This is a genomic window from Actinomadura craniellae, assembly GCF_003289645.1.
In the GTDB taxonomy this organism is placed as follows: domain Bacteria; phylum Actinomycetota; class Actinomycetes; order Streptosporangiales; family Streptosporangiaceae; genus Actinomadura_D; species Actinomadura_D craniellae.
The window spans coordinates 132,986-145,557 of the sequence record NZ_QLYX01000016.1; the positions used below are offsets into that span (position 1 = coordinate 132,986).

11 protein-coding genes are annotated in these 12,572 nt (G+C 64.5%); 4 read left to right on the forward strand and 7 right to left on the reverse strand.

Annotated elements, in window-relative coordinates; all coding sequences use genetic code 11:
- Positions 1-263 precede the first annotated feature (263 nt).
- Positions 264-1,601, forward strand: coding sequence for a hypothetical protein (locus DPM19_RS28375; protein WP_111871115.1), 1,338 nt, complete (start codon positions 264-266; stop codon positions 1,599-1,601).
- The gene (locus DPM19_RS28380) at positions 1,598-2,227 is read left to right on the forward strand and encodes a YdcF family protein (RefSeq protein WP_111871116.1); all 630 of its coding nucleotides are present in this window, start codon (positions 1,598-1,600) and stop codon (positions 2,225-2,227) included. Before DPM19_RS28375 ends, DPM19_RS28380 begins: the two co-directional genes overlap by 4 nt.
- A 144-nt stretch (positions 2,228-2,371) precedes the next feature.
- Here DPM19_RS28380 and DPM19_RS34970 read toward each other — a convergent pair whose 3' ends face one another.
- The 3 genes from DPM19_RS34970 to DPM19_RS34980 are packed head-to-tail and all read right to left on the reverse strand — an operon-like array spanning position 2,372 to position 5,801.
- Complete coding sequence (locus DPM19_RS34970) at positions 2,372-3,049, reverse strand: hypothetical protein (protein ID WP_146779019.1); 678 nt, start codon at positions 3,047-3,049, stop codon at positions 2,372-2,374.
- Positions 3,046-4,923, reverse strand: coding sequence for a hypothetical protein (locus tag DPM19_RS34975; RefSeq protein WP_146779020.1), 1,878 nt, complete (start codon positions 4,921-4,923; stop codon positions 3,046-3,048). Before DPM19_RS34975 ends, DPM19_RS34970 begins: the two co-directional genes overlap by 4 nt.
- A 35-nt stretch (positions 4,924-4,958) precedes the next feature.
- Positions 4,959-5,801 carry a hypothetical protein gene (locus DPM19_RS34980; protein WP_146779021.1) on the reverse strand — a complete coding sequence of 281 codons (843 nt, stop codon included), beginning with the start codon at positions 5,799-5,801 and terminating at the stop codon, positions 4,959-4,961.
- A 600-nt stretch (positions 5,802-6,401) separates the two neighbouring features.
- Here DPM19_RS34980 and DPM19_RS28400 point away from each other — a divergent pair.
- The gene (locus DPM19_RS28400) at positions 6,402-6,734 is read left to right on the forward strand and encodes a helix-turn-helix domain-containing protein (RefSeq protein ID WP_111871177.1); all 333 of its coding nucleotides are present in this window, start codon (positions 6,402-6,404) and stop codon (positions 6,732-6,734) included.
- 181 nt (positions 6,735-6,915) lie between these two features.
- Here DPM19_RS28400 and DPM19_RS28405 read toward each other — a convergent pair whose 3' ends face one another.
- From DPM19_RS28405 to DPM19_RS28420, 4 genes are read right to left on the reverse strand one after another with little or no spacing between them, the layout of a single operon-like run.
- Positions 6,916-7,626: an ABC transporter ATP-binding protein gene (locus DPM19_RS28405; RefSeq protein WP_111871119.1), complete on the reverse strand. Its 711-nt coding sequence runs from the start codon at positions 7,624-7,626 to the stop codon at positions 6,916-6,918.
- Positions 7,623-8,384, reverse strand: coding sequence for an ABC transporter ATP-binding protein (locus tag DPM19_RS28410; RefSeq protein ID WP_111871120.1), 762 nt, complete (start codon positions 8,382-8,384; stop codon positions 7,623-7,625). Before DPM19_RS28410 ends, DPM19_RS28405 begins: the two co-directional genes overlap by 4 nt.
- A complete protein-coding gene (locus DPM19_RS28415; RefSeq protein WP_111871121.1) occupies positions 8,374-10,383 on the reverse strand; it encodes an ABC transporter permease in 2,010 nt (669 codons plus the stop codon). Before DPM19_RS28415 ends, DPM19_RS28410 begins: the two co-directional genes overlap by 11 nt.
- Positions 10,384-10,398: 15 nt before the next feature.
- Positions 10,399-11,655 carry an ABC transporter substrate-binding protein gene (locus DPM19_RS28420; RefSeq protein ID WP_199485332.1) on the reverse strand — a complete coding sequence of 419 codons (1,257 nt, stop codon included), beginning with the start codon at positions 11,653-11,655 and terminating at the stop codon, positions 10,399-10,401.
- 227 nt (positions 11,656-11,882) lie between these two features.
- Between DPM19_RS28420 and DPM19_RS28425 the strand changes: the two genes are divergently transcribed.
- The gene (locus DPM19_RS28425; protein ID WP_111871122.1) at positions 11,883-12,566 is read left to right on the forward strand and encodes a TetR/AcrR family transcriptional regulator; all 684 of its coding nucleotides are present in this window, start codon (positions 11,883-11,885) and stop codon (positions 12,564-12,566) included.
- Positions 12,567-12,572 lie beyond the last annotated feature (6 nt).

Consider the following 12,572-nt stretch of genomic DNA (forward strand, 5'->3'; position numbering starts at 1 on the left):
TCATAGTGATGTCCTGTATTTGGGGGCAATGCCTGGTAGGAATTTCAGGTGCCGGCCTGCGGACCTTCCTGCTTCACAGCTCGAATTGCGCGAGCTATGTCCTGTTCCGCGCCTTTATGTTCTTCGTTGGTGAATCCTGGGCGGAGTCATCCGCCGCGCGTCCATACGAACACCTTCCGCAACCGTGCGACCACCGCCAGACTGGTGAAGAAGACTGAAAGACAGTGAAGAAGCACAGGTCAACGTCCGATCGGCGGAGCACGATGAGCGACGATGAAGCGGTGAGCGTTCCCCGGTGGACCGCCGAATCCCTGCGCCTGCGGATGGAGCGGCTCGGCATGGGGCCGCAGGAGTTGGCAGGGGCCCTGCTCGACGCGGCCAAACCCGACCTGGCCAGGAAGGTCCCGAGCAGGAGTTCGGTACTGCGATCGGTCCACATGCACCTGTCCGGCAGAACCTCGCCGCGCAGCCTGTACGCCGAGCTGTACCGTCGGGTCTTCTCCGCCCGGGGAATGCTCGACCTTCCACCCGAGAGCGGCCCAGACGGTGACCATGACTGGGAACGGGTGAGGGAGCTGCTACGCCGAACCTTCCTCAAGAACACCACCGGTGCAGTGCTGTTCCCCGCTCTCCCCGGACCCGAGCGGCTCACCCTCCAAGCACTGGAGGTCATGGGGAGCGGTCATGCGGGCTCGCTCGTTGACGGGCTGCGCGAGTTGGTGGAGCACTACGCGCTGACCATCAATGCCTCCCCTCCGGCACAGATCTACGACGAACTGCTCACCATCAAGGCGTACGCCAACAGCGTCCCGCAGAACAAAATCACTTCCCACCTGCACCGTGACTTCACCACCGCTTCCGGCTGGCTCTCCGCGCTTCTGTCCATCGCAGCCTGCGACATGGGCGAACACGCCGCCGCACGCATATGGTGCTCCGACACCGAGAAGAACAGCTGCCAATCAGGCCACCCCGAACTGACGGCGTGGGCGGCGCTCACCAGATCCGTCGTGGCCTTCTACCAGGGGCATCCCCAGCAGTCGGTGACACTGGCAGCTCGCGGCCGGGAACTGGCACCAGGAAGAACCGTTGTCCGAGCCAAACTCGCAGCACAGGAGATGCGAGCCGCCGCAATGGTCGGCGACGAAGAACGCGTGCTCCAAACGCACGACTCGGCTGCGCGCCTCATTGCCCAACTCCCCCAAGAAGCGGCTACCGCCAGCGGGGCGTTCTCCATCAAGCTCTCCGATGACCCGCCTTACACCGCCACCTCCCTGATGCTCCTCGGTAGACACCGAGAGGCAGTCGATGCAACCCACCGGGTCATCGGCACCGTCTACCGGCCCGAAGCACGCCAACGCGGTGAGCACCCCTCCAGCTACGCCCGCTCCCTGCTCATCCTCGGCCTCGCCCACGCAGGCGCAGGAAACCTAGACGGAGCAGTCGAGGCAGGCCACGCAGCCCTCTCCAGCGACCGGCCGGCATGGCCCACCCTGGTCCTCGCAGGCAAACTCGACCACACGCTCCGCAACACGTTCGGCAATGCCCCTCATGCAGAGGACTACCGAGCCCGATACCGAGAGCTGACCGCTAAGACAGCATGAACGTCACCGCCAAAACCCGGCTGGCCATCACCAGTTACGTCGACATCGAGGCCCCACCACCAGAGGACGTCTCAACAGCACTACTGATCTTCGGCACCAACCAAAGCACCCCCGCCGACCTGGCCGCCGAACTCCATCATCAGGGCCGAGCGCCCCTCATCATCGCCACCGGCGGAGTGAACCGGCACAACGGAATCGTGGAAGGTCGGATGTTCCGTCAACTCCTCTTGGAGCGCGACGTCCCCGAGTCCGCGATCCGTTACGAAGACCGCTCGACCAACACCCCACAGAACGTGGAGAACGCCCTTCCCTACATCAACGAAGCCCTCGCCGAGGGGCTCCCCATCACCGGAATCAGCAAGTGGTTCCACCGCCGTACCATCAACTTACTGGCAACCCTCGTTCCCGATCTGGGCACCTTCTACGCCCTGTCCTGGGAACCCGTCTACTCAGGCCAGGCAACTACCCGCGACAACTGGCACCAAATCCCCGACGGGGAACGTCGCGTTCTCCGAGAGTGGAACGAGGTCCGGCTCCGTATCGAAAACGGATCCCTCCACGACACCACAAGAGTCAATCCGGGCTGGATTCGCGCCAATACCCCATGCGAGATAAGGCCAACTTAGGGGCCCACTCTATAAACCAGACCTGGATCCACACGGCCATATCAACGCCCCCCGAGGGGAATAACCAGTCAAATGAAGCGAAATTCCCTCAACACCCAACAACCATCGCCCTATCGGAAAGCACATCAATAACAGTATATGTTTTTACTTGCTTACATCTGTCGAGACGTCATCCATAAACGATCTGACTCCCTCTTCAAGATGAGCCTGCCCCAGCTCCCCCAGGAGATCCGAAATCTGCAAGAGAACCAGATTCCACAACTGTGGCTTCGCGTTTTCTCGGGCATACTTAACCAAGTCCACAATCCGAGTCCGGTCGTCAGTGGTCAGAGATCCTGTAACGGCGGAGATCGCACGTTCGAATTGCGTACTTTTATCAGCCAGTTCGAACAGTCGCGAGCGATCGCCGTTTAGATACCACAAGGCAGCAAGAGTCGGATCCTTAAGGATCAAATCCCGCAAGTGTTCCAGTTCAAGTTTTCGGCGCACCCGTTCCTCTAGTCGCATCACAAAATCAACACTATGCTGCTCGGATACAATCCTTACCATAATATTTAGAATACGAACCTCAGCCGAGAGAGCGTCCCGAAGCTCGCCATCGAGTACCTGAGTTGCACGTGGCGCATCAAGAATAGAAATCTTCCCACAAACCCATTCGGCGGTTTTTATGATCTTTTCTCCGAGTTCCACAGCTTGTGTTTTCTGACCACGACGGCGTCGCCACTCAACCGAGATATGTACCTGGAAATAAGTCTCAGGTCGATCGGCCAGACAACGACCAGTGGCCGTGGTTACGGTGCGAGACCACGGCCAGACCATCACGCTTGAACTTCTGTCGTACGGAAAATCCCTTGTATGCGCGCGACTTGTGGGGCACGCTTATACAGCAGTTGGCGCAGCTTCTCAAGCAACACCGTTACCTGGGAGGACGGATCGTCACTCTGAGCATGCTGTGGGGCCAAGTGCAAGAACATAGCTACTGGGCCTTTCCCCTCGCCAAACTGAAGCAGCCGATCAACAACGTCCAGGAACAGTTCCTCCGAGCTGTGCCCGGCTGCCACCTCAGCAAACCATGGCAGGAAGGCTAGTTCGCCGTCTTTCTGGAGAAGCACGACCCGGAACACTTCAACGATTCTTTCAGCATCGGCACGCCCAGCTGAGGCATCCGGCACCATGACTCCTTCCTGCGCCATTACCGACAGCGCTCTCGCTGCCGCATGTGCAAGTCGGTCGTCCTTGAGCCATCGGACGAGTTCATCCGTGATGGGAACACGTAGCTTCGGTTCCAAGGCCAGGCTGAGCAGCGCATCGACAACCAGCCCAATGGTCTCCTCGGCAAGATGGGTCGCAAGCCGACGCAACCGCGTCAAGGCAATATCGGTGACAGTATGGCCGAGTGGGCCAGCGCACACGAGGGCAACAAGCTCAGCTCTATGCTTCGTAGGCTGCGTTGCCCATTGGTACAACAGGTCTCGAACCTGTCTACCAAGACGTTCATCAAGGGCAGCGACGCTCAGCAGGTCAATCGCCAACTGCCTAAATCTAGGCTCGGCTGCCCATTCCTCGGCCGCCTCTCGAACCATTGCCAGATCGCCGACTCCTAGCGCCAGTTCCATATAGGAATAGGCGGGATTAAGGTTGTCTGGTGTAGCGATCTTTCGTAGCCACGAGCTTATAGGCTTACGAACATCACCGAAGTCTTTCCACACATGGCGCAGGAGCGCTGCCCCCTTCCCCGGTTCCAGATAGAAGGTCTCATCATCATCGCTCTTAGCCTTTAGATCCTGGAGTTGACCGAAGCGGCCGGGTCCGAGCAGAGCCTCTCCTGGACGGTTCCGCACCTTTAGCACACGAAGCAACTCGTCACGTGCAGAGAAGATTTGCTCCACTGATCCATGGCCGACCGCAGCGACTGCGATGAGAAGCGCACGCTTGTGTGGTGTATCGAGCCTTTCCGTGTCGCGGAAAAATCCCTTGATATCACTGGACCAGTCTTTACTGATCGCTAGAATCTGATCGATCAGTTCCGCCGGAGCAAGACTCGATGTACTTCGGGCACGCACTGCGCGCGCGAGCCGGCACGCTTCCGCCGGTGAGACGCTTGCCACACGATCCAGCAAACGCTGATCCAGCCACCAGCGTTCACCGTAATTCCATTCTACTTCTTCTTGCACCTGAAGCTTGTAGACACTGAGAGGCTGATCCGTTGGAACGATCAGCACTTCAGGAATGCTGAGGCCTAGAACTTCCCAGAGTTCAGGCGAAACGCGAAGAATCAACACTGCGCCTGGAGGAAGCTCACTCAGTCGCCTTTGCACGTATCGCCTGACCTGATCGCGGGGAACGTCACCTGCCGGATCGAGACTGAGAATGCATGCATCACCAGCCTGCATTACCAGCTTCCGATCCTCTAGGGTCGGCGTCCTATCTTTCATTTCTGGATCGGCCAAGGCATGGCGTGGGGTCAGCCCTAACTCTACCGCGAGATTGACGGCGGTGATGTGGCGTCCCGATCCAGGCTCGCCGACGAGTGCGACAGTCCGCGTATGCCGCTGGTGCCGAAGCAATCGGAGCGCCGTGTCCCAGCCGTCGACAGGGATGTAGGTGCGCACCATCTCACCAATGTCGTCAGGCTCGAGACCGGTAGCAACCTGGAGTGACCCGCTGATCAACACATTTCCAGCATTGATCAACATTCCGATCCTTGAATGGTGCAAGTGTTGCTCGAGTGTCACTCGATCCCTCCGTTCTTAGGAAGAGCACCGAATCCTTCCGGTAGAACCGGCCCGTTGATCTTCTCTATCGTTGAAGCGGTGTTGCTCTGACCGATGACTGTGTGGCCGTAGAAGTGAGTGGTGGGCCCTTCGAATACGCTTTCCAGCGGTCCCGATTCCAACGGCCCACTCTGAGTCGGCTCGCTTTGACTCTCTTCGCTTCGAGTCAACTCGGCGGGCGGTGGAGCAACGGGATCCTCCTGAACGGTGGAGGGACGCGGCGTGTAAAGCCAGGCCTGCTTCGCGAAATCCTTATCCTCGACGGTAGCGACCACCTGCTTAAACTCACTCTGGCGGAGGTGACTGAACCTACCGCCCACGATCCGCTGACAGAACTCGTCCGAGACGATCGCGACCACGAAGGTAACACTCGGATCCGACCTGGCCATCGCATCCTTGATCTGCTTTGAGTCGACAAGTCGGCATGTATCGTTAACTGCGCCACCAGCGAGTGTTTCATTGGGAACCGGCCCTAGTCCAACCCCCACACGTAGCCGCAACCGCGGTGCATTTCGAGACGCTTTTTCATCTCGTTCTTCCAATACCTCCTGCAGTATCCGAAGAATTGGATGCACCAGGTAGGAGGCACTCGTCTCTGGGATCGTGAACAAGCAGCCATCTCCGCAACCCTGAACCTGCTCCGGCCAAAGTTCTAAGCGGCCACTACGGATGAACGCCTCCCGAACAACACCAGTGATCTCTTGACTGAAAGCAGGCATCGGCTGCTCCGGCGTCTTGGAGTACCCGACAGCGTCGACGACAAAGATAGCTTGCGTGGGCGGACTCGGATGACTATCCATGGCGCTCCTCCTCGATCGGCGCTTCCACGATTCCGGGAAACGCGAAGGCTGATTGTCCATAATTAGACAATCGCCCATGTGACGCTGGTCACAGCGTAAGTAGATCAGCACGCCGCAGCTAGGCACCCGTATCCGCGCGGGACCCCATGTCAGGAGAGCATGAGGGTGATGCCGCAGCTGCCAAGTGCTCTGTCACCAGCCCTGAGCTGTGGATTCGACGAAGGGTTCTGAATCCTTCACGGCGTGTCCCCAGGCAATCGATGCTCGCTCGGGGCTTCGGCACGGGCAGCCAGATCCGCGGGTTCGGGATTCAAGCCCCTGACGGCGCACCCGTCACCAGCAGGGCAGACGCGAGGGTTTCGCGTTTGCCCTTCGGTCGTTTGGGGCGGTTCATCCCATATCCGCTTCCCACAAAACAGCGAGCAGTGGCAGTGGGGTTTCCCCGAACGCTTCAGTCCTGGTAGATCAGTCTTCATCCTTCCTGGTCGCCGGTGACAAGTCCGGGAACCGGGCCGGCTGGTACCGGGAAGAGATTCCGCTGGCCGATGAGCGGTTCGCCGAGCATCTGATTGCGCTGAAGGAAGAAGAACAGGAGGGATGATGGGCACCGGGTACAGCACGTGGTCCGAGGTGAAGGCGAAGGCCTCCGCGCTCGATCCGCGCAGCGACACCGAACGCGCCGCCGGGCAGGCCGCGGCCCGCGAACGGCGCGAAGCCTACGTCCGCGGACACCAGCTCGCCGAGATCCGCAAGACCGCCGGAGTGACCCAGGCCGAACTCGCCGACCTCCTCGGCGTGAGCCAGGCCCGCATCTCCAAGATCGAACACGGCGAGGTATCCGGCATCGACGTCGTACGCGACTACGTCGCCGTCCTCGGCGGCCACCTCGACCTGGTCGCGACCCTCGGCGACCGCACCTGGAAAGTCGCCTGACCTTCGTCGCGCCCACCCCCACCAAGATGTCCACTCAGCTCTACCGGCACGAACCGGCTCCGGCCAATCGCTCGGTACGCGAGCAGCATGCATCCCGGACGGAAGGGCCGCGCCGTCGTAGGGGGCGAAGGTGTCGCAGCTGGCGGTGAGCGCCGCCCGCTACCGAGCGTCGGAGGTCATGTCAGCGTTCCTTGTCTCCGAAGTAGGCTCGCTGGATCTGATCCCGGTCCTCGCGGAGATCGGCCGCAGGGCCGATGAGCGCCGTCCGGCCGTGGTGGAGCACGACTGCCTCGTCGGCCACGCTGAGCGCCTGGTCGATGTGCTGCTCGACGAGCACGATCGCCGTGCCGTCCTCGTCGGCGAGCCGTCGCAGCTCCGGCAGGATCTGCTGTACGGCGACCGGAGACAGTCCCATGCTCATCTCGTCGATGAGCAGGACCCTCGGTCGGAGCAGGAGGGTCTTGGCGATCGCGAGGAGTTGCTGTTCCCCTCCCGAGAGCAGACCGCAGCGCCGGTTCAGCAGCGGCCGCAGTTGCGGGAACCGGTCGAGTGCCGGGCCGAAACCGCCCCGCGCCTTGGCCAGCCGGAGATTCTCGGCGACGGTCAGGCGGTGGAAGACTCCCCGGTTGTCCGGGATCAGGCAGAGCCCTGCCCGGGTGGCTCGTTCGACGCTCCCGGTGACGGGCGAGCCGACGGCGGTCACCGTTCCGCCGAGTGCCGGCAGCAGACCGGCGGCCGCGCGCAGCGTGGTGGTCTTCCCCGCGCCGTTGGGGCCGAGAAGCGCCAGGATCGACCCGGCCGCGACCCGCAGGTCGATGTCACGGATGGCGGGAACCCCGCGGTAGCCGGCGCTGAGGCCGCGGATCTCCAGTGCGTCGGTCGTCTCGGTCACGGGGTCACCGGGCTTCCCAGGTAGGCGGCGATCACCTGGGCGTCGCTGCTGACGTCGCTTGGCGTGCCTGCGGCGATGATCTTCCCGAAGTCCATGACGTAGACCCGGTCGCAGACGTCGAGGACCAGCGTCATGTCGTGGTCGATCAGCAGGACACCCGGACCGGAGGCCGCGATCCGGCGCAGTTCGTGCCCGAACTCGGCGCTCTCCTCGGTGTCCAGTCCCGCGGCGGGTTCGTCGAGCAGCAGCACGCGGGTGGAGCCGACCAGTGCCCGTGCCACGCCGGCGAGTTTCTGCCGGCCCAGGGAGAGTTCGTCGGGCCGGCGTCCGGCCATCGCCTCCAACCCCACCAGGCTCAGGGCCTTCTGGATGTCCGCGTCGGCCCGGTGCCGGCGTCTCCCGAAGTCGGCGGCCAGGCCCCGCAGCCCGGGCGGGTCGACCGAGACGGCGAGGTTCTCCGCCACGGTGAGGTCGGTGAACAGTTCCCCCGACTGCCAGGTCCGGGCGAGGCCCAGGCGGCGACGCCGGTGCGCGGGCACCGAGTCGAGCCGGACGCCGTCGAGTTCGATCGTGCCGGTGTGCGGCGCGAAGCCGGTGACGGCGTCGACGAAGGTGGTCTTGCCGGCGCCGTTGGGCCCGATGAGACCGACGATCTCCGCGGGGCCGACCTCGATGCACACCTGGTCGTTGGCCCGGACGCCGCCGTACTGCACGGAGATGTCGCGGGTGAGCAGCAGCGGGCTCGGGTCACCGGACATCGGCGGACTCCCTTGCGTGGGCGGCGGTGGCCGGCGGCTGTGCGGGGGCCCGCCGGGCGCGGCGGACGAGGAGCCATTCGGGGACGGCATCGCGGTGCGGCGCGAAGACGACCACGCGCAGCAGCATCGCGGCCGCCACGACGAGCGTGTAGTAGTGGCCCAGGTCGATCGTCTGGGTGAACACCAGGTACAGCAGCCCCAGCGGTCCGGCGACGCCCGCGAGGATCGCGCCCGAGATGCGGGTGATGTCGCCGACGTAGGTGGTCGCCAGGACGGCCAGGCCGACGAGGACGGTGAACGAGGCGGCCGAGAGCTGGCCGCGGCTGTAGCCGATCAGGCATCCGCCGACTCCGGCCAGGAACGACGCCAGCGCGAAGCCGAGCAGTTTGACCGCCGGGACGTTCACGCCCGCCGCGGCCGCGGCGCGTTCGTTGGACCGTACGGCGAGGAACGCCCGCCCGGTGGCCCCGGACAGCAGGCGTGTCATGGCGATCAGCAGCACCGCCACGATCACGAGGACCATGAAGGAGAACCGCAGTGTGATGAGGTCGGTGCCCTGGCGGACGGCCAGGGAGAACCCGAACAGGGACGGATCGGCGATCAGGTTGCCCGTGTAGGGCGTCATCGCCGGGTTGTTGAAGACGAAGCTCTCGATCGCGAGTGCCGCCGCGATGGTGGCCACCGCGAGCTGGGCGCCGCGGATCCGCAGCGCCGGTACCCCGACCACGATCCCGAGGGCCGTCGCGGTCAAGGCCGACAGCAGCATCGACAGGGGGAAGGGGACGCCCACGTTCGTCGTCAGCTTCGAGAGCGCGAACCCGGCCGCGCCGGCGAAGGCCATCGTGGTCAGCGAGATCTGGCCCAGGAAGCCGGTCAGCAGCACGACCGACGCCGCGATCAGCGTCAGGATGATCGACATCACCAGGCTGAAGCGCCACTGGCCCGTGGTGAGGACGATGGCGACCGCCGTTCCGGCGACCAGCGCGGCGGTCCACAGCGGCCGTAGCCGCGGCACCCGCACCGGAGCCTGCGCGCCGACGTCACGGGCGCCGCGTTCCGGAATGCCGCGACCGAGCAGGAACAGCGCCACCACGACGATGAGGAACGGGATCGCGTCGCCGACTCCGGCCTGTGCCCACGACGGCCACCAGCTCTTGGCCGTCAGGAACAGCAGGATCTGCTGAACCGAGCCGAGCGCCAGACCGGCGCCGCAGGCGACCCCGATTGAGGTCAGGCGGCCCACGAGCGCGACGGCGAGGGCCGGGACGACGTACAGCATGTAGCTGGTCGGGTCCAGGCCGCCGATCGCCGGCGCCGCCAGGATCACGATCAGCCCCGAAGCGAAGCCCGTCGCGCCCCACATGAACGCGGCGAGCCGGTCCGGCGAGTACCCCATCAGCCGCAGTGCCTGTTCGTCCTCGGCGCCCGCCCTGGTGGCGATGCCCATCCGGGTGAACCGGAAGTAACCGGCCAGGGCGAGCGCCACCGTGATCGCGGCGGCGGCCAGGATCAGGTTGCTGACCGCGATCGTGGTGCCGCCGAGCGTGAAGACCTCGGACGTCAGCGTCGGGAGCGGGATGAGGCTGCTGGGTTCCGTGCCGAGGGTCCCGGCGTTGAACCGGAGCGGGACCAGGGCCTGGATGAACAGCATCACCCCGACCGACGCGACCACCTGCCCGAGCTCGGGGGCCCGGCGCAGCGGACGGAACACCAGGAGGTGGGCCAGCAGGCTCCACACCAGTCCGCTGGCCGCGCCGATGAGCACCGCCGGCCACACGTCCATCGGTCCGGAACCCAGCTGGACGCTGCCGACCGGCAGGACCAGCACGCCGTTCGTGCGAAGCCCGGCGGTCTGCCACACCGCCCACAGCGCCACCGAGCCCTGCGCGAAGTTGATGACGCCGGTGGCGACGTAGAGGCTGACGAGCGACGACCCGAGCACCGCGTAGACGGCCCCGGTGGAGAAGCCGATGACGGCGAACTGCAGGAGATCGTTCATGGGGGGTTCTGTTACTCAGCTCGCGCCGGGGATGGTCGCCATGATCGCCGGGACCGGGGTGATCCAGGTGCCGGTGACGGGCTTGAGCGAGAGGTCCTTCTGCACGGTGAACAGGAGCATCTGCGTGGTGCAGTTCGGCGTCGTGGTCTTGCCGCAGGTGATCGTGGGGCCGAGGAAGGTCGGGAAGTTCTTCAGGCCCTGGAGCGTGGACAGCACGGTCGGCCCGGTGAGGTTGTCGAGCGACGGCGCGGCCGCCAGAGCCTTGGCGAAGTCCACGACGGTGGCGAACTGGGCGTGCGCGTAGAAGTCGGCGGGGCCGCTGGTCTGCGAGATGTACTTGGTCGCCGCCTTGAGGTTGTCGACCGCCGTCTTGGGGGCGTACCGCTCCGTACCGGGCAGCCACACGGACGAGTACAGCGTCGCCCCGGGGGCGGACGCCGGGTCCGACTTGATGAAGGACGTGCACGCGGCGACGAAGATCGCGCCCGAGTAGCCGACCGACCTCAGGTTCTTGATCAGCTGGGTGCACACCGAGGCGTTCGGCGAGGCGATCAGGCCGGCGACGTCGGGCTTGGTCGAGGCGATCGTGGCCGCCAGGGCGCTGAAGTTCGGGTTCGTGGGCGAGAAGTACAGGCCGGTCGCCTTGATCCCGATGGCTCCGGACAGCGGCTTCAGCTGGGTGTCGACGGTCTTGTGCGAGGCGGGGGTGTCCACCAGCGTCAGCGTCGCCGACGTCTTGCCCTCGGCCTTGAACCCCTGCAGGGCGCCGACGAGGAACGACGCCTGGGGCGCGCCGAAGTAGACGCGCCCGGGCGCCGCGCTTCCGGTGGTCTGGTCGAACGGGATCTGGCCGATCAGGGGGATCTTGGCCGCCTGGAGGATGCCGATGCCGGCGCTCGAGCTGAGGTTGAAGCCGTCGAAGGCCGCGACGACGCCGGCTTGGACGAACTTGTTGGCGCAGCCGATGGTGGACTCGGGGGTGCCGTCGACCGAGCAGGCCTCGACCACGATCGGCCGCCCGTCGACGCCCTTCAGTTCCTTGGCGACGTAGCTCACGCCCGCGTCCATCCCGGACTTCACCGCGGGGACCGCCACCGGTCCTTTGTCCGGGTTGAACAGGCCGACCTTGATCGGCGCACCCGTGAGGGCCGGATCGTCGGAGGGCTGGTCGGAGCCACCGGAGCAGGCGGTGGCCGCCGTCAGCAGCAAGCCCAGCCCAGCGCTCAGCAGGACTCGCGACGGAGTCGAACCGGTGTGCATGCCCGCCTTCATGATGCCCTCGCTTCTCTGGTTCGAATGCGCGGAACGTGAAGCCCGCAGACCACCGCCCCGTGAGGTGTGAGTCGGGTCACGTAGGGCAGGAAAATATCGAAAAACAGAGATTGACGTCAATCTCTCTTTTTTACCCTCTGTACTGAGCGGGAGCCGGCGGGACTCGGCCCTGTGCACGCGGCTGGTAAAATCGTCACTCCCAGCGATCGTCGAGACGAGGTACAGCCGTGCCCCAGCCCGCCGCCGGCACCGGCAAAGCGAGCAAGGCACGCACCCGGGTCGACCGGCGCCGCGAAACCACGCCACAGCGTCTTCGTGACGCGGCGCGTGTCGTCTTCGAGCGGGACGGCTTCCACAACGCCCGGCTCTCCGACATCAGCGCCGAGGCGAAGGTCGGGTCGGGGACGCTTTACAACTACTACCGGTCCAAGCACGATCTGCTGCACGAGCTGATGAAGAACGTCTCCGCCGATTTGACGGGGATCGCGTCCGACCAGGTCAGCGCCCAGCAGGACCCCGTCCATCGCATCGAGGAAGTCAACCGGCTCTACCTCGAGGCGTTCCGGCACAACGCCCACATTCTGCAGGCGGTCTACCAGGCGCGCGACGAGGACGAGCGGCTCAAGGCCCAGTGGGACGAGGTCGCCGATCACTTCCAGAGCAGAGTCACGCGCGCGATCGCCGGCTGGCAGAAGGCCGGCGTGGCGTACGGCGACCTGGACCCGCGGCACACCGCGCACGCCCTGACGCTGATGGTCGAGCGCGTGGTCATGGCGTGGTCATACGAAGGCGTCGAATACGACGCGGAGACCCTGCTCGACACACTCAACAAGATCTGGATCCGGTCACTGGGGCTGACGGGCGACGCCAAGCTCCACGCCGGCGCCGCCGCGCGGCCCATCGCCGAATAGTCCAAG